Origin of the sequence: Lysinibacillus antri, assembly GCF_003977595.1 — a bacterium.
GTDB lineage: Bacteria > Bacillota > Bacilli > Bacillales_A > Planococcaceae > Ureibacillus > Ureibacillus antri.
In genome coordinates this window covers 1-18,574 of record NZ_RYYR01000010.1, presented here as the reverse complement: position 1 = coordinate 18,574, position 18,574 = coordinate 1, and the positions used below count along the sequence as shown (strand labels likewise).

The following is an 18,574-nucleotide window of genomic DNA, read 5'->3' as shown; positions in this document are numbered from 1 at the left end:
CCTCAAAAACACACTAAAACCTTAATATATCAATGTTTCAATTGATTTTTATTATAATTCGTTCATTATAAAAAGACAATAAAAAATTTGTGTAGAGCTGTCATCTTTTTATCATATGCAAGAGGGCCGATAGATGTAAAAACATACAGCACGAAAAAAGCTCCGTCCCCTGACTAGGAACGAAGCTTAAGAAATTACATTTTGGTTTATTCAATGATTTCGGTAAAGAAACATATTTTCATATGGCTAATAAAAGTGTCCCCTAAATCAGTAAAAGTAGCCACACCCCTCTTATGAATAGCTGTTTTGAAACCTTCTGCATCCGCACCTGCAACTGTTAAAAAGTCGCAAATATCCGTACAAACCCCTACCACATGAACTTTTTCAACATCTGAAGCTTTTAATTTTTCAGCTAAGCCAGTTTTAAAGAACGCATTATAATTTGTTTTCGGTTGCATCAGGACATTGGGATTGGATTGATGCTCATTGAACCAAGTAAATAAATCACCATAAAGTTGCTGCCCTTTTGTCCCGACTACATTATGAGCTGGCCAAAGTTCAAAGTGTGGATCGTTTTCTTCATGAGCATCCATCGCCACCACCACAATTTGGTCATTGGTTAAAAATTCGTTCGCTTTTTCCACAATATACGGAACGATTTCTTGCGCCGGCTTCCCTACTGTTAAACTACCATCATCCGCCACAAAATCATTGCTCATATCAACAATAAGCAAGGCTTCTTTTGTCATTTAAATTACTCCTTTTTAAAAGATTCTCTTCCTATGTATTCTACACGACAAAAGAAAAGACCTACCAACGTGAACCATTGGCAGATCTCATTTTAACTACTCCGCACTATTTAATAACGGAAATAAATCTTTTCCATAATATTGTTCCATTAATTCACTTAAAGCACCGGATTCACGCACTTGTGCCATTGCTTCATCATAAGCCGCTGCGAATTCTGTTTGCTGTTTATTGAATAATGGCCACGTTTTAATAACCGCAAATTCGTTGTACACTAGGTCGTCTTTAAAGGCATAGTATGGACCTTCTTCGTTTAACACTTGGGCTGTATAGATGGCCTCAATTGTAATCCCACCGTCAACACGACCTTCGTTTACCCATTGAACAACATCTAGATTAAATTCATCCCCTGCGTCCAATTGAACTTGGTTATTTGGATATGCTTCATTGTACTCCGCTACGATTGTATATTGAGCACTACTTGCAGAAATTGGCGCCAATTTATAATTAGCCGTAGCAAAATCACTTAAGTTTTTAATATTCGCTTTATCTGCTTTTAACACAAGACCCGCGCTACTTAACCCAATAAATTCTTGTGGATAAAGGAATTTTTCCGTACGCTCTTCCGTAAAGAAGGCATTTTTAACTCCCACTGCATATTTCCCTTGCTCTACCCCGATGAACAAATCCTCATCCGAAGTAGGGAAGAATTCAAATTCATATTCTTCTAATTGCTCGTCGATTAACTTCATCGCATCTACATCATACCCCGCCGCATTTCCGTTTTCATCTACATATGTAATCGGTTTTGCTGCTTGTGCAAAAGCCACTTTCACTTTTTGCACTTCTGGTGTTGCTTCCGTTGTATCTTCCGTTTTTGACGTAGCATCTTCTTTAGCTGGATCACTTTCGCTGTTACCACATGCCGCTAAAATTGATACCGACGCAACCCCCATCGCTAAAAATTTCCCTAGTTTTTTAAAATCCATCTGACTATCTCCCTTATCCATAAAATATTAAAACCACCAATGTGATTTTCTAAACTGTGGATAATTTTAGCAAATTATTAGAAAATGGAAATAGTCAGATTTTGTCGAAAGGAGGGGTTCAGGTAATGTACAATCAAGTGTTCAGATTCCCACTTTCCGAATTATTATGAATCATAAAACTACATACTATTTTAATTTTTATACTTTCATATTCTCAATGTGTCGCTCTTTTATCGACTGATCCACCTTCGAATACTGTGCTAGAAAATTATATATTTTATCGATCTGACTTGGCTCCAGTACATTCAATGAATTATTAATTTGTTTAGACAATCGTTTTCTTAAGTCATACCGGTTAAGCACGATATTTTTTGTTGCATCATAACTTACTTTTTTCAGTGTACATCTTTCACTAAATACAATAATGGATTGGTAGTGTGCTTTTGAAACAGATGGGAGTAATGCTTGGAGTGCTCGCACATGTCCGTTATTTTGCCAAATAGGATTGTAGAATGGATACTTCTTACCATTAGGCATCGTTTGGGTCCAGTTGCGATTGTTTTCGTCTCCAAAAATCCAGCCACTATAGTTTTTAGATTCAATGACGTAGATTCCAGTCTCATGTATATAAACTAAATCAATTTCAGTTGTCTTCTCATTTTTAGGAAGATATAAATTAAATAGCACTTTATGATACCCTGGTAAACTTGCTATTTCTTTATAAGATAAGTACTCACCATTATTCCCCTTATTGAATGCTGTAGCTAATCTTCCGTTCCCTGTTTGCTCCTTATATGTAGAAAATGCTGACTTTTGATTAAATACAGATTCCTTCTTACTAAAAACACTTTTCGCAAACTTCACTAGATTTCGAATCATCTTACCCCTCATTTCCAAATTATGTATCTAATTTTAATGTATTTGGAAATTTATTCAAACCCTTCTAAAAAACTCTCTAGTACTAAAAACAATAAAAAAGACCCACTAAGTTACAATCCGCCCAGAGAGTCTTATAAACCAAACAATTATTATTTCTCAATTTTAGAACATCACCACTGCTCAATTTTTGTAAGTTGATTGCTCACTTCCCAAAGTTTGTTTATTACAGACGGGTCATAGGATTTTTTGGAGGAATGGACCATATTATTTTCCTCGTCAAAGTACTTACCGGTGATCTGTTCTAAGTCGGGACTGGCAGCTAAATAAACATATGTGCGTGCCATTTGTTCTGGTGTAATCGAGAACTTTCGCTTTATTTTGTAGGCTGTCCTCAGCAAAGCAGATACTTCCTCATGTCGTCCTTCATCCAATTGGACACTAGGTACTCGGATAGCGTTTACGGTTATGCCTTTTGGTTGTAGTATTTCAGCAGCTTTATACGTAAACATCAGTTGTGCCAGTTTTGATTGATAATAGGCTTTCGTCGGCGAAAAGCTTTGTTCTCCGTTTAAATTTTGAAAATCAACGGTCATAAATGGATATACCAATAAACCCTTTGAAGCGATTGTAATGATTCGCCCCTTTTCCTCCTTTAATTGATCCACTAACAAATTGCTAAGCAAAACCGGACCTAAGTGATTGGTAGCAAAAATAGTTTCGATTCCCTCCTCAGTGAACTTTGGCTTTTTCATAGACAAATCAAAATTTGCTGCGTTATGGATCAACACATGAAGTCGATCAAACTGATTGTGTATTTCCCTTGAGAGTTGATGAATACTGGTCTGGGATGAAAGATCTCCCTTTAAGAACGTGACTCTAGGATTCTCTGTTTTCGTAATGATTTCTTTAGCTGCCATTTTCCCACTTACTTCATTACGGCAGACTATGATTACTTCCGCACCCAATTTAGCCAGTTGAAGTGCAGCCCGCTTCCCAATACCTGCATTCGCTCCAGTAATTAAACAAACCTTCCCATCCATATTCCACTCTTGTAAGCCCAATGATCTAAACCTCCTTATACTTCCAGTACTTTCTTACGCTTACGTCTATATAAAACGAACAACATTCCATTTGCAAGCACTAATATTGGAGTAAAAATGAAACTCGACTCCAATCCATAGCCACTACCATTCCAAAGAGTAAGCTCATCGTAAATTAGGTGAAATACCGATTCTACCTCTTTTCCCCCATTGGCAAATCCAAAAATCGCGGACTGAAGAAAGTTTATTGAAAAGTGAATAGCAATAGGCATCCATAGGCTTCCTGAAAAAAGGCGTGTCATGGATAGAAACAGGGAGATTAAAAAGATATTGGTCATCTCGATTAACATATGTTCGATTGGTCTAGAAAACGATTCCGGGTTGAACAAATGTATGGTCGTAAACAAGATCGAATTGAGGAAAATTGCTGTTTTATTACCGATTTTCGTCTGATACAATCCAAAGAAATACCCGCGTAATAGCCATTCTTCGCCAGTCGCTACCATTAAAAATAGAAATACATGAAACAGAATGATATTCCATCCAAAGAACTGTTCCTGTAAAGCTACTTTTCCCGTCATTAACATGAAAAACATCGTGACGGTCATCACAATCATGCTCATGACAATCCCGGTAAATACATGTTGAACGGCAAACCGATCCTTCCAACCAATGTCAAACTTGTTCTTCCGCTCAAATAATACAACCATCAAACCCGCTGTTAACCCTAGCCCAATCGGCGAGATGAAATTGCCGAAATTCGCTTCTTTCAATAAAACCTGATCTAGTAAACTTAATACAAGAATGATTGCAAATATCATTAAAACGCCGACAATCGTTTTTCCAATTACAGAATATATCCCTTTCATTTGAAACGCCCCTTTCTTTGCTCTGACATCATTGTATACAAATATAGTCATAATCCATTAGTGCTTCTGAGTCATTGAATAGTCATAAAAAAGGGGGCGTTCGAAAAGTGATTTTCGAACGCCCCCTTTGGGACGAGGATAGTGACAATTTATTGTTACTACCGCAGGAGCACAGATTTTCAGCGCAATTATATCATTAGAAGCATAGCAGCCAATGACTATTCAATTAACTTTTCTTTTTGTGCTTTTTCTAACACTTCTTTTCGGTTTGAGACTTCCAGTTTGCTATAGAGGCTTGAAATATAGTTTTTGACGGTTCCCATAGAGAGAAATAACTTCTCTGCAATCGACTGATTGGATAACCCATCACATAAGCAGCGAAGGATTTCTAACTCTCGCTTACTCAATCCGTAACGGTGGGCATTTTGTTGCGTCGATCTGTCTGTTTTATGTATATGCCCAGAAAATAACTGCTTTGCTACCTCTTGATTGATTAAATGTCCGCCCTTTGCTACCACGCGAATGCCTGCTACTAAGTCCTTTGTATCGATTGCCTTTAGTAAATATCCTTCCGCACTAGCCTGAAGCGCTTCAATTACATAGTCCATTTCTTGAAACGTGGTTAGTATAATAATTTTAATCTGTGGATACTTTTCTTTTATCCTTTTCGTCGCTTCAATCCCGTTCATTACGGGCATGTTGACATCCATTAAAATAAGGTCTGGTTGGTCTTTTTCACAATAGTTTAATGCCTCTTCCCCATTTTCTACTGCTGCTGTGATCACCAAATCCTCCTCCATTTCTAGGACGATTTGCAAACTCGAACGTATTAATTCCTGATCTTCTGCAAGCAGCAAACGTATTTCATTCATTCTATCCCTCCAATGGAATTCCAATTGATATAGCCGTTCCTTTACTTGAACTAGAGTCAATCTGAATGGATCCACGTAACGCTTGGACTCGCTCCTTCATACCTTGAATCCCATAGCCTTCCTTCATATCATCCGAGCCGATTCCGTTATCTTGAACGGTTAACGTTAATTGCTCATTCTTGTAATCTAGCAAAATTTTAATTTCAGAAGCACCACCATGTTTCTTGGCATTGGTCAGTGTTTCTTGTAAACAACGAAGTAAAGCAAGTTTAGTCGCTTCAGTTACTATTAATTGATCAGTAGTTGTTTCTACAAACACCTTTGTTTCCGTTTGTTCGGAAAACTCCTCTGCTGTTCGTTGTATCAGTTCTTCCAGTGGCCATTTCAATTCATTCATAGCCATTTCGTGTACGGTTTGCCGAATTTGTTCTAGATTCTTTCTATTGAAGGCAATTAATTCACCTAGCCGTTTTTTTGCCGCCTCTGCATCTCGATCCATTAGTCTTTGTATGGCCTCCATCGCAACTATGGAAGCCGTTAACGAATGACCGACTGTATCATGCAACTCTCTAGACATTCGATTTCTTTCTTCTAACAAGGTGATTCTCTCCACTTGGTGAATATACTGTTCCAATTGTTCATTTTTCTCTTCAATTTCATGTAGACTATCGGATAGTTGATCTTTTTGACGAAGAAACACCCCAAAACCATATCCAATCGCACAAAATAAGGCAAAATTACTAACCTGACTCACTACATAGTCGGCATCATGATTTCCAACAGCTTGAAATAGAATTGGAAATCCGAAAATAATGAACGGTGCCAACGAAAGAAATAACTTTTTAGAAGATAAATAGCAAATAATAATAGCTGGCATATATAAGTAACTTACTGTATTTACATCATGTGAAAGGAAGGACATCATATAAATGGTAAATCCAACACTTAGAATAATTTCCGTTGTAATAAACAATCTTGGCCTTATATGCCCTGGCAAATAGAAAGTTTGAGGCACTGCATATGCAAACAGAGCAATTGTCATGACAAGTCCGCGCTGTTCTGCCGGCGTATAGCCATAAAGATAGGTGACACTCATTAAAACACTGATTAAGCGAAGAGCAGAAAAAAACCAATCCGTCCAGCTCCAATGCCGCCTTGCGTGTAAATCCATCATTGTTCCCCTCGCGCTCATTTACCCATAAAGTACCATATAGTAATGAAATGCGTAAAGTTAATTTAGTAGATCGCTTCGTTACTTTTTTATGACTTTTACGTGCTCTTTGGTCCCTACCCCTCTGTGACTATTTTTATCTATGATGAAAATGCAAGAAACAGATGTGCGGAGAAGATTGAAATTCAAGAAAGGTTGGATCAAACATGTTAAAGAAATTGTCCGATATTCAAAAGGCGTTTGCTTTTACTAGTTTTACACTCATTTTGGCGACTGCTTTTACTTTCCTTTTACCTAAAAATACAGATGTTGGTTTACTAATGTTTGTCCCGTTATTCGTTGGCTTTATGATGATGCTTTTCACAGGCGAACTATTCAGCAAGAGTGGCTGGTCATCACTTGGCTTGCACAAGTTTTCAATGAAAGGTTTTTTAATCGGGTTTGTGACACCAATTATTCCCATTGTGGTAGGTTATGTGATTGTTTGGAATACTGGTCTAGCCGAATTCACGGTCCCCGCTGAACTGGAAGGAAATATTCCCCTATTACTATTTAGTTTCGTTGCGACCATTGTCATTACGTCATTAACGAAAATCCTCGGTGAAGAAATTGGTTGGAGGGGCTACCTACTCCCTCGCTTACAACCATTAGGGATCGAAAAAGCGTTGTTTGTCAGTTCATTTATTTGGGGCCTTTTTCATATAGCACCGATTCTTTTTAGTGGTCAATATCACTCCGATACAAACTTTATCATTTTCATCCCATTATTTATGATGAATTTGCTGTTCGTTGGCTTTTTTATTGGTTACTTACGATTTATTACGGGTAGTATTTGGCCTGCTGTGATTGCTCACGGTGCACACAATGTCCTTTGGGGGTTCGGTGCAAGCTTTACAACAAACACTGACCCGATCGTTGCTTATCTAACAGGTGATGTTGGAATTATTGGCGTCATTTTCTATTTCATTATCTATCTAGTCATTCGGAAAGATTTGAAAAAGAGAAAAGCGATTGGAAAGAACATCTAAGCTGGTGCATTTGCCAGCTTTTTTTATGGTTCTTTACGAAACAACAAAGACCCCCCAAAGCTGTCGTCAGCCCCAGAGAGTCTTGTTATTACCATATGTGAAAGTTTTCATTTGTTGCATGAATTTTGTTAATTTTTTGTAAACATTATTCATTTGAAATGGATTCGATTCATTTGCCACTCAAAATGATAGATTTCCGATCACTTGATACGACATAACATATATTAAGTGCTAATCCCACCATAAGAACGCTTAATATTGAATAAGTCGTACCTCTAGTCTTCTTCCACAACGCCTGCATAAAGAGAAGGACGGCGATCATCGTATACTGGAATGCGGCCGCGCACTTCTTCAACTTTTGAGAAGTCTACTTCGATAATGGCTAGTTCTTCATCTTCTGCACCTGTCCATAACACTTCGCCCCACGGTTCAATGACCATCGATTGCCCATTGAAGTTCTCTGGGTTGCGTGAAATTCGATTGACGGCGATAACAAAGCACTGGTTTTCGATGGCACGTGCTTGCAATAACGTTTTCCAGTGATCAATGCGCGGTGTTGGCCATTGTGCAGAAACAAATAACACGTTTGCCCCGGCTAATGCATGGGCACGCAGCCACTCAGGGAAACGAATATCATAGCAAATTACCCCGCCTGCCTCGATGTCTCCTAATGCAAAGCGATTCATTTCATCGCCAGCTGCTAAATATTTATCTTCATCCATTAATCTAAATAAATGTACTTTACTATATTCACTTACAAGCTCCCCATCACGATTGTATACATACATTGTGTTGTAGAATTTGCCTTCTTTTTCTGTTGCCACCGAACCACCAACGATATGTATGTCTAATTCACTTGCTAAATTGCTTAAGAATGCCTGTGAACGTTCCCCATTTAGATCTGCTAGTTCGCTTAATTTTTCGAGCGCATAGCCCGTATTCCACATTTCTGGGAGTACGACGATTTCTGCCCCTTTACTGGCTGCTTCACGAATTAGATTTTCTGCGCGTTCGAAATTTTCTTCCACTTTCCCAAAGCCGACATTCATTTGAATACATCCGATTTTCATTTTTCTACCCCCTAGACAATTCTGATTCTCTTATAAACGATAGCAGAAAGGACGTTACAATGCCATATATCTCCACGTATTTAGAGAAATGTATGCCATCTGTTTTTGAAAACATATAAAATAATCACCTCATCTTAAAACAAGACAACGAGGTGATTAAGATAGAGATAGATAGATTTTCGAACTAATCAATAATAAGTTTTTTTAAAGTTTCGTGGAAGGAATTTCTCATAGAGGCTTTTACTAGAACTAAACTATTTGCATCCGCAATTGTTTTTAAAATGTTTAACAACTCGTCTTGATGTTGTAATGTAAAAACATCACCCGGGTTCATGCCCAGTTCAGTTGCCTTTTGAGCAATAAATTTCGCTTCTTTTCCAATTGTAACTAGTTGATTAATTTTATATTTATGAATAAAGGTTCCAATTTTTTTATGTTCACTCTCAGATAAATCTCCAAGCTCTTCTATATCCCCTAAAACAGCAATTGTTTTTCTCCCATTTGCGAGGGAAGCCAACGTTTGCAAAGCTGCATCAATTGATTTGGAGTTAGTATTCCACGTATCATCAATTAATGTACACTGATTAATCCCTGTTCGTATTTGCAAATGTCTATTTAATGGTTGGAAATTTTGTAGCCTTTTAATCGCATCTTTTAAAGAGATACCAAGAGTAGTAGAGACAGCTAGTGCGGCTAGTGCGTTATAAACATTATGTCTTCCAAAACAATTAATTTTACATTGATAAATTTGCTTACCATCATAAACAGAAAATTCCATACCCTGTTCGTTATAGTGAATATTGCTTGCTCTTAAATCACCATCATTTATTCCGTAATATCGAATTTTACCTTTAAAATCCTTCAAATCTAAATTTCGAATATTCATATCATCTTTATTTAAGATAATTGTTCCTTTATTTTTATTAATAATATTTACCATCTCCGCCTTTTCATTAATATAACTTTGGTGCGTTTTAAAACCCTTCATGTGGTCGATTTCTATATTCGTTATGACACCTATACATGGCTCAAAATGCAAATCGAAGTCCTTAATCCCACCTGGAAACCCTACGCCAACCTCAATCACTGCCGCATCTGTTTGTTCGTTGATTTTCATTAAATACTCCAGATTTAAAGAGCGTGAATTTTGGCTGGATATCGTTTTTACTATTTTTCGATCCTCTTTTAAAATTGTTGCAATCATTTCTTTCGTAGTGGTTTTCCCACACGTACCCGTTACCCCTACTACAGGTATTGGAAAAAGGTGACGATAAAATTGAACAAACTTATTATAGGCATTTCTTGAATCTTCTACCTTCACTATCGTAAAACATTCAGCGAAATCCATAAATAATTCAGGTCTTTCGGTTACGATCACACAGGATTTCAAATCATTTTTATAGGTTTCTAGCTTTGCTTTCCTCGGAAAAAATATGAGTGTCGAATTTTTAATTTTATCCGATTTTCCTAATATGACATTCTTTATTACTGGATTAATTTCATGTTTATTTAATATGCGACCATCTATTATTTTGTTGATCTCGCTTAATAATAACTTTTTCACACTTCAATCACTCCTGTTAGTAATAGAAAAATAGGTGAAGAAACGCATCCTAGGCTTCCAAAAATATTATGATTTAAGAATAAACGTGATTAAATCGGCTGCTTTTATAGCAATTTGTTTTGCCTCATCTTTTGTTGTTCCTTTCGCTAGTACATAACCATAACGATGCCCCATTGCCAATGGTGGTTGGAGAAATTGACCTTTTTTTGGCTTAATATACACCTCAACAACACCAGGTGTCTTTTCCGCTTTCTTTCTTCCTGTCACTCTTAATAATTCACCCATTGTATCCACCGTCAAATATTGAGCATACACACATTCTTCCTTCGTTTTGGACAATGTTGGAGGTTCTTTTAAATAAACTTTTAATATTTGCTCCGCATAATTATATCCATAAGCTTCATTGATGAGTTTATTCATAACTCCTCCTGAGATACGAGGGTTAGCTTCAATTAATCTCCATTTTTCCCCGTCGTGCCTTAATTCTAAATGACAATTCCCATTTTTAAATTCCATATCTTGTAAAATTTCCTGTGATACTTTAATTAATGAATGTTTATAATCGTCATCAAGTTCATTAGAAAGACTATAGCCTGTTACAATAAATCTTTCCTGTTTCGTTATTTGTTGTTCGATGATGGCGGAAATTTCGATTTTTCCGTTATAAACAATTGCCTCAACAATCACTTGTGGACCATCTACAAATTTTTCAATCAATATATCGCTTGTTGGAGAACTATCTCTTAAGAACTCCAATCGTTGTGTTAATTCCATATTTGAATTTACTAAATATACATCTTTTGATCCGCATGATTTTGGTAACTTAACAATTAAGGGGAATCTTATTGGAGATTGTGAGGGAAACTCTCTGAAGAATTGATCAATATGGCTATCCTTTTTTAATATAAAATGGCTTAAAGAATACTCCTTATTTCCGCCTTTTAGTCTTGTTAATAACTTATCGTCCATAATTTTCATGGATTCCGCCGAAATATTCGTTCCACAAAATTGGTTAGAAAAATTTGCTGCAATTTGAACAAACGCATCGATAAAACTAATCACACAAGAAATGGAATCAATTTCGGCGATTTTACTGATGGTCTCCTCAATTTCTAAAATATCCTCCGTGTTTAAAAAATGTATTTCATCAATTTCAGGAAAAGCATCTTTCTTTTCTATTATTTTCTTATTTGAAGTGATTAGATGAACTTTGTAACCCAGTTTCTTTGCTGCTCTAACACCCTCCCTTGAGGAACCTGATTGATATGTTTCAATAAATATAATAGCGTTCATCCTTTTTAACGCCTCCAAAACTTTCTATTAAATTTTTTTCACTATCATTATTTATATTTTGAACTTCCGAAAACTATTAGGCATAAGTAATCAGATAAAAATTTATTTTGGAACTTTCGGTTTAAGGGCTACATACAGCATTTCGGACATTATGTCGATTACGATTATTATTGAAGTCATAAATACTAAAGGTGGATAATTCATATTGCAGGCACTCCCAGATTATTGTACGATTATTTCAACATATTAAATTGTAATTATTTTCTGAATTTAAAAGAATCCATTGTATGAAGAAAAATTACATATAGAAGAGGAAATATATATGAAACAATCAACTAAACTTCAACAACTTCCTACTCAATTTTTTGCTGCCCTTGCACAAAAGGTTAGTGCGGCGATTGCTGAAGGGCGTGACATTATTAATCTTGGTCAAGGGAATCCGGACAGACCGACGCCTCCACATATAATTAAAGCGCTACAATCTGCTGCTGAAGATCCAATTTCTCATAAATATCCACCATTTCAAGGTGTTCAAGAACTACGGGAAGCTGCAGCAAACTTTTATAAACGTGAGTACAATGTCGACATTGACCCTACGACAGAGGTAGCCATTTTAGGTGGTGCGAAGGTCGGATTAGTCGAGTTACCAATGGCGATTTTAAACCCTGGAGACTATATGTTACTTCCTGACCCTGGTTACCCAGATTATCTATCAGGTGCTGTGCTGGCAGATGTTCACTTCGACACAATGCCTTTAGTGGATAAAAATGAATTTTTACCCGATTATGATGCTTTATCCGATGAGGTTAAGAACCGCGCAAAATTAATGTATTTAAACTATCCAAATAATCCGACTGGTGGTACGGCAAATCTAGCATTCTTTGAAGAAACGGTGCAATTTGCGAAGGACCATGACATTGCAATCGTGCATGACTTTGCCTATGGCGCTCTTGGTTTTGATGGAGAGCGTCCTGTCAGTTTTCTTCAAGCAGAAGGTGCGAAAGATGTGGGAATTGAGTTTTATACATTATCGAAAACATATAATATGGCAGGCTGGCGTGTAGGGTTTGCAGTGGGAAATGCTGACATCATCGCGGCAATCAACTTAATTCAAGACCACCTATTCTGTAGCCTATTCCCTGCTGTGCAACATGCAGCAGTAGCCGCGTTGGATGGCGATCAAGCTTGTGTTGAGGAACAACGCGCGATTTACGAAAGTCGCCGTAACGTATTAATCGAAGAAGCACACCGAATTGGATGGAATGTCGAAGCTCCAAAAGGCTCCTTTTTTGCTTGGTTAAAGGTTCCAGATGGCTACACGAGTGAGGAGTTTGCTGATCTATTGTTGGAAAAAGCCAATGTAGCCGTTGCTGCTGGAAATGGATTTGGTGAATTTGGCGAGGGATACGTGCGTGTCGGCTTGTTAGTGAATGAAGAACGCATGAAGGAAGCGATTGGACGAATTGAACGATTAGGGATTTTTAAAACGGAATCGATATCAGTTAAATAAAGTGAAACTTCAATCCGTGGGGGTTTTCTTCATCCCCCACGGATTGTTAGTTGAACCAATCGGGCGCATGCCAGCAGTTGATCTCCCACCCATCCTTTTTGTTTTACTTAAGTCTTGAGGTGGGAGTCTTTACTGCCCGTTAATGCGGGATAAATGGGAAAAGGGATTCTTTTCTAAGCGTTGGACTTAGAAGGAATCCCTTTTATGATTTTTGAAATCGCTTCGTTTGTGGGCGCTTGGCTAGTTTTGGAATTGGGTTATGTGCGATTTTTCATGGATTATGTGCTTAGCAGTTTTTTGCGACCACTTACTACTCCCCAAACAACCCTTTCACTCGGCTTTCAAATTCCTCCATATTTATAGCTGCATCATGGATTTCCCGAACTTTTCTTTCGGCTTCGGCATACAAATTCGCGTAGGCAATCGCATCGTATATGGCGGATTTGTATTTTGCAACGATTTCTTTAATATTGGCTTCTTCTACTTTTGTTGGATGACAATGTTTTGCAATATCAAATATCACATCACCTGGTCGTGTTTCATCAGGGAAATAGACATGTGGTTCGGTGCTATCAAATATACAAAACTTTAATTCTGGAAGTATGACCATATCAATGGAATTCGAATCCAATCCGCACCAAACGAGTTGGACATCATACCCTCTCGCCTGGGCTTCATTGGCTAATTTCTTCAGCATCGAAGACTTTCCTGTGCCTGGATAGCCTTTAATAAATAATCGTTGCTCGAGGTTTTGCGTAATACTTTGTAGCGTATCGCGAGCGCCAGCAGGGGTTAATGTTCCCAATAAACGATGGGTACGTTTCCCCTCTTTTTCTAATTTCGACGTGCCAAATAAATGTTGGAAAAACTCTTCAATTTGCTTATTAAGGCCGCCCCAATCCATTTGACGTCTTGTTTCAACTTCCCAATCGTCATGGATTTTTAGCGCTTTATTTATACTTGCAAAATATTTGTTATGATAATCCTCTTTTGTTTCGCTCAACTTTAATAGTTGCTCACCATTTTCTAAGAGCTTTTGTACGTTTACACTTTCATGTAGTGGAATTGTGATGGTCGGCTTTGATAATTTGGGGTCGATGGTGATGTTAGCTGTATGAAGAAAAAGAATGTTGTGAGGATGTTGAATATATAATGCTTCGAATACATTTTCAAATAGTGGGTCGTGGAAATACTCAATGTCAGCGCCTTGGTTGTTATAATGATAGCCCAGTTTTTTTATTAACTCCGAGACTTTAAAACCAGATGCCCCTTTAAGGAGGTAGATTGTGTTTGCTTCATTTTCCATTAATTCCTTATATAAAGCCTTCATCCCTTGCCCTGTTAACGCTCGCCCGAAAAAGTGCGTCACTGTTCCGCTCAAAATCTCATCCTTCCATAAGGTTGATACCTTATTTTTATGTTGAAAGCCTAAAAAATGTACCAGATGTGGTTAATTCCCTCCATTTATAAATTCACAAATTAAATTATCTTTTATTATTATTTCTATAATCCTATTAATATTTTGTCCATGTTAATGGATAGTATTGTTTTTTCAATCGAGAAAGATTATCATTATCGTAAAAGGTAACGAAAGTAGGAATAAAAATGAAATATAAATCATTCATGACCGCCTTATTAGCAAGCAGCATAATAATGGGTGCTTGTAATTCTACGGATGAAGCTTCTAATACATCGGAATCATCAAAAGTTGAAGAAACTAGCACGATACCACAAGTAGATTTACAAACAGAGCTAGATACATATAAAGCATTTGCATTAGAACAAATGGATTCCTTTTTAATTGAAACAGAAAAATTCGTGAATGCATTTAAAGCTGGCGATCTAGAACAATCAAAAACATTATATCCCCTTGTTCGTATGTATTTTGAACGTTCAGAACCAATTGCGGAAAGTTTTGGCGATTTAGATCCACGAATTGATGGACGACTTGTTGATATTCAAGAAGCAGGTAAAGGTGAAGAGGAATGGACAGGTTACCATAAACTTGAGTATGCACTATGGGAAGAAAATACAACTGTGGGCTACGAAGCGATTGCCGATCAATTACTTACAGATGTAAAGGAATTGTATGCATTGGTTCAAACAGTTGAAGTGACTCCTGATTTGATGATTACAGGTGCAGTTGACTTATTGAATGAAGTATCAACTTCAAAAATTTCAGGCGAAGAAGAAATTTATTCCCATACGGACCTTTATGACTTCAAAGCAAACATTGAAGGTGCAGAAAAAATCTTTGATATTTTACGAGCTAAGATTGAAGACAAAGATGCAGCTTTAGCGACGACTTTAGAAGAAAAATTCACTGCTGTAAACGATTTACTTGCTAAATACGAAACGGCTGATGGTGGTTATGTTTCATTTGTAGACCTTACAGAAGAAAACACAAAAGAGCTGGCAACTGCAGTGAATCAATTAGGTGAACCACTTAGTCAAATGGGAATTATTCTAGAGTAAAGGTACGAGAGCAATGTCTAAAAAAATTACAAGACGTGAAATGTTAAAGCTAACAGGTATGACTGCTGCTGGTGTCGCTATTGGAGCTTCTGGTTTTGGTGGTGTTGCAAAGGCACTTGGCTATAATTTAATGCCCGTTGATGACAATCTATTGGCTGCCAATAAAGTTATGTTTTATGGAAAACATCAATCCGGTATTGCAACACCAGTCCAAAAGCATGTTTACTTCGCTTCATTAGAGGTACTTGCATCGACAAAAGAAGAATTACAAGACCTCTTTAAACTGTGGACGCCTCTTTCCGTAAGACTAATGAATGGAGAAGACATTGGTGACAGTACAACCAATGCTTATGTGCCACCTACTGATACCGGAGAAACAAATGGATTGGACGCTTCCAATTTATCACTTACATTTGGGGTTGGTCCTTCCCTTTTTGAAAAAAAAGAACTGGGTCTAGCTCATTTGAAGCCAAGTGAATTAAAAGAGTTGCCCCACTTCCCGAAAGACCAACTTGATGAGGCTTTTTGTGGCGGAGACCTATGTATTCAAGCGTGCGCGGATGATCCACAAGTCGCTTTTCATGCGGTACGTAATTTAATCCGGCAAGCATCCGGCAAAGTCCTTTTAAAATGGACACAAACCGGATTTAATGCTCTACCAGCTAATGGGGGTACACCACGAAACCTCTTTTCCTTTAAAGATGGAACTGTCAATCCATCCACTCCTACTGATTTTGATCGTACTGTTTGGGTAGATAGTGGAAAGAGTTGGATGACAAATGGTACCTATTTAATTGTTCGGCGTATTCAAATGCATTTGGAAACATGGGATCGCACATCTTTAAAAGATCAGGAAGCAGCTTTTGGACGCCATCGTGATAGTGGTGCACCGATTGGTAAAACAAATGAATTTGATGAAGTGGATTTAACTGCAGTAGATAAAAATAATAAATTACTCATTCCTGAAGATTCTCATGTATTTTTAGCGAAAAAGGCAAATAAAACGATATTAAGACGTGCCTTTTCCTATTCATCGGGAATCGTTAGTGCAACTGGTGCTTATGATGCAGGCTTATTATTCATTTCATTCCAAAAGGATCCTAAAAGCTTTATTGATATCCAAAATAGTCTTGGTCGTTTGGATCGATTAAATGAATACATTACACACCGCGGAAGTGCAATTTTTGCTTGCTTCCCAGGTGTAGCTAAAGGGAGTTATATCGGTGAAGCTCTTTTCACAACTTTGTAGTCTCATATTTTGTGTTGTTCTATTTGTTTCTCCTACTTACGCGGAGACTTCTTACAGTGAGTACTATATTTCCATTACAGATGCATTAATTAATACAAAGCAAGGAAATGATGAAGCGGCGATCAATGCTATTGAAAAGTTTTCTTCCAACTGGGCACATGTTAGCTCTACTGAAACAGAAGCTAAACAAGTAGTAGACGATATATTGCTAGAAGTACAAAATGCAGCCTCTGCAGAAGAACGACAAACTGCACTATCTAGTTTATCAAAAGCTCTTTCTAATTTAGAAAAATTGGAAAACCCAGTAGATAAAGAACAACAACGAAGTGATTTCAAGAATAAGTTCTCACCCGTGATGGAAATGTTTGAAGAAGCCTTAACATCACAGGACATTTCCACGATCACACAAGCTTATAATGAGTTTGATAAGAAATGGAATCTTTATGAACGGCCAATACGTGAAGAAAGTATTGGTATGTACGGACAAATCGAAACCCAAATGTCGTTTATCCGTATTACCCTTGCTAGTGAAGAGCCTGACTTATCACTTGTTCAGTCACAATATGAAACATTAAAAACAACTATTGAACAATTTATTGCTGGTGAGGACGTTGAAGTTGCTCAAGGAGAATATTCACTTCAAACGTTAATTGATTTAATGAATGATGCGGAAGACTCCATTGACAATGGGGAATTTACAGAAGCTAGCGATCTTTTAAAAGAATTCATTATCGTTTGGCCAAATGTAGAAATGGAAGTATCAACACGTAACGGTAGCTTGTATACAGCCATTGAAAGCAAAATGCCGATTTTAGTAAGTGAGTTATTAAAAGAAAGTCCGAATTATAATAGTGTGAAAGATCAACTAAGTCAATTTAAAACAGAAATCTCTTTATTACAGGACCATACTAGTTATAGTTTTTGGGATTCGGCTTTGATCTTACTACGTGAGGGTCTTGAGGCACTATTAATTATCATGGTACTTGTTTCATTTTTAAGAAAATCAAATCAGAATCATATGACAAAATGGATTTATACGGGAGCACTTGCAGGAGTTGTACTATCTATTTTAGCTGCTGTGATGTTATCTGCAATTTTTAATTCACTATCCGTTAATACAAGTCGAGAAATGCTTGAAGGTTATGTAGGATTAATAGCTGCTGCCATGATGATTGGCGTTGGGATTTGGCTTCATAATAAATCAACCGTGAAATCTTGGAATGCTTATTTATCAAAGCAATTGGGAAATGCTATCTCTAAACAATCGATATTTGCTATGGCAATGATCAGTTTTTTATCAGTCTTCCGCGAAGGAGCTGAAACAGTTATTTTTTATGTTGGTGTTGCGCCTAAGATGCCTATATTCGACTTTGTTTTAGGAATTATCTTGGCTATTGCTATTTTAATCGTTGTTGGTTTAGTGATGTTTAAGTTGTCATTGAAAATACCTGTGCATAAGTTTTTCTTCTTAGCCACTATTTTTATTTACCTTTTAGCCTTTAAAATTATTGGCACAAGTATTCATACCTTACAACTAACAGATGTTATCCCATCAAACGTACTTCACCAACTACCGGTCATTAGTTCGATTGGCTTCTATCCTACTATTGAAACACTAATTGGACAAATTTTATTACTTGTAATTTCAATTGCGGTAGCATTTAGACAAAAGTTAGCAAAAACTATCTAACAAAAACAACACTCGCTAATCTTGAGCGAGTGTTCAGATTGTCGACAAAAGGCTTTCAGAATGGTCTCATTCTGAAAGCCTTTTGTCATTTTTCCGGATTTTTGGGTATTATATCGATTTATTTTAAG

At 37.1% G+C, this 18,574-nt stretch carries 16 protein-coding genes; 5 read left to right on the top strand and 11 right to left on the bottom strand.

Going from position 1 to position 18,574, the window contains the following annotated elements:
* Positions 1-206: 206 nt before the first annotated feature.
* The 7 genes from EK386_RS09030 to EK386_RS09000 all read right to left on the bottom strand — a co-directional run bounded on the left by EK386_RS09030 (position 207) and on the right by EK386_RS09000 (position 6,570).
* Positions 207-749: a cysteine hydrolase family protein gene (locus EK386_RS09030; RefSeq protein WP_126658834.1), complete on the bottom strand. Its 543-nt coding sequence runs from the start codon at positions 747-749 to the stop codon at positions 207-209.
* 96 nt (positions 750-845) lie between these two features.
* Entirely contained in the window at positions 846-1,736 is an 891-nt protein-coding gene (locus tag EK386_RS09025) for a transporter substrate-binding domain-containing protein (protein WP_126658833.1), read from the bottom strand.
* A 198-nt stretch (positions 1,737-1,934) separates the two neighbouring features.
* Positions 1,935-2,615 (bottom strand): nuclease-related domain-containing protein, encoded by a 681-nt coding sequence (locus EK386_RS09020; protein WP_158674401.1) that lies wholly within the window; start codon positions 2,613-2,615, stop codon positions 1,935-1,937.
* 170 nt (positions 2,616-2,785) lie between these two features.
* Positions 2,786-3,676: an SDR family oxidoreductase gene (locus EK386_RS09015; protein ID WP_126658831.1), complete on the bottom strand. Its 891-nt coding sequence runs from the start codon at positions 3,674-3,676 to the stop codon at positions 2,786-2,788.
* 14 nt (positions 3,677-3,690) lie between these two features.
* Positions 3,691-4,524, bottom strand: a complete 834-nt coding sequence (locus EK386_RS09010) for a CPBP family intramembrane glutamic endopeptidase (protein WP_158674400.1) — start codon at positions 4,522-4,524, stop codon at positions 3,691-3,693.
* A gap of 218 nt (positions 4,525-4,742) precedes the next feature.
* Entirely contained in the window at positions 4,743-5,396 is a 654-nt protein-coding gene (locus tag EK386_RS09005; RefSeq protein WP_126658829.1) for a response regulator transcription factor, read from the bottom strand.
* A 1-nt stretch (position 5,397) separates the two neighbouring features.
* A complete protein-coding gene (locus tag EK386_RS09000; RefSeq protein WP_158674399.1) occupies positions 5,398-6,570 on the bottom strand; it encodes a sensor histidine kinase in 1,173 nt (390 codons plus the stop codon).
* A gap of 203 nt (positions 6,571-6,773) precedes the next feature.
* On the opposite strand from EK386_RS09000, the gene EK386_RS08995 reads away from it, so the two are divergent.
* On the top strand, positions 6,774-7,595 hold the full coding sequence (locus EK386_RS08995; RefSeq protein WP_126658827.1) for a CPBP family intramembrane glutamic endopeptidase: 822 nt from the start codon (positions 6,774-6,776) through the stop codon (positions 7,593-7,595).
* A 275-nt stretch (positions 7,596-7,870) separates the two neighbouring features.
* Here the strand turns inward: EK386_RS08995 and EK386_RS08990 are convergent, their stop codons facing one another.
* The 3 genes from EK386_RS08990 to EK386_RS08980 all read right to left on the bottom strand — a co-directional run bounded on the left by EK386_RS08990 (position 7,871) and on the right by EK386_RS08980 (position 11,522).
* A complete protein-coding gene (locus EK386_RS08990) occupies positions 7,871-8,665 on the bottom strand; it encodes a carbon-nitrogen family hydrolase (protein ID WP_126658826.1) in 795 nt (264 codons plus the stop codon).
* A gap of 184 nt (positions 8,666-8,849) precedes the next feature.
* Entirely contained in the window at positions 8,850-10,229 is a 1,380-nt protein-coding gene (locus EK386_RS08985) for a UDP-N-acetylmuramoyl-tripeptide--D-alanyl-D-alanine ligase (protein ID WP_126658825.1), read from the bottom strand.
* 66 nt (positions 10,230-10,295) lie between these two features.
* Positions 10,296-11,522, bottom strand: a complete 1,227-nt coding sequence (locus EK386_RS08980; RefSeq protein ID WP_126658824.1) for an ATP-grasp domain-containing protein — start codon at positions 11,520-11,522, stop codon at positions 10,296-10,298.
* 322 nt (positions 11,523-11,844) lie between these two features.
* On the opposite strand from EK386_RS08980, the gene EK386_RS08975 reads away from it, so the two are divergent.
* Complete coding sequence (locus tag EK386_RS08975) at positions 11,845-13,032, top strand: pyridoxal phosphate-dependent aminotransferase (protein WP_126658823.1); 1,188 nt, start codon at positions 11,845-11,847, stop codon at positions 13,030-13,032.
* 310 nt (positions 13,033-13,342) lie between these two features.
* Here the strand turns inward: EK386_RS08975 and EK386_RS08970 are convergent, their stop codons facing one another.
* Positions 13,343-14,413 (bottom strand): nucleotide kinase, encoded by a 1,071-nt coding sequence (locus EK386_RS08970; protein WP_246027632.1) that lies wholly within the window; start codon positions 14,411-14,413, stop codon positions 13,343-13,345.
* A gap of 224 nt (positions 14,414-14,637) precedes the next feature.
* Here EK386_RS08970 and efeO point away from each other — a divergent pair, with 224 nt between their 5' ends.
* From efeO to EK386_RS08955, 3 genes are read left to right on the top strand one after another with little or no spacing between them, the layout of a single operon-like run.
* On the top strand, positions 14,638-15,507 hold the full coding sequence (gene efeO / locus EK386_RS08965; protein WP_126658822.1) for an iron uptake system protein EfeO: 870 nt from the start codon (positions 14,638-14,640) through the stop codon (positions 15,505-15,507).
* 13 nt (positions 15,508-15,520) lie between these two features.
* Positions 15,521-16,756, top strand: a complete 1,236-nt coding sequence (gene efeB / locus EK386_RS08960; RefSeq protein ID WP_126658821.1) for an iron uptake transporter deferrochelatase/peroxidase subunit — start codon at positions 15,521-15,523, stop codon at positions 16,754-16,756.
* Positions 16,731-18,446, top strand: coding sequence for an FTR1 family iron permease (locus EK386_RS08955; RefSeq protein WP_126658820.1), 1,716 nt, complete (start codon positions 16,731-16,733; stop codon positions 18,444-18,446). The genes efeB and EK386_RS08955 overlap by 26 nt, the downstream gene beginning before the upstream one ends.
* Positions 18,447-18,574: the final 128 nt, after the last annotated feature.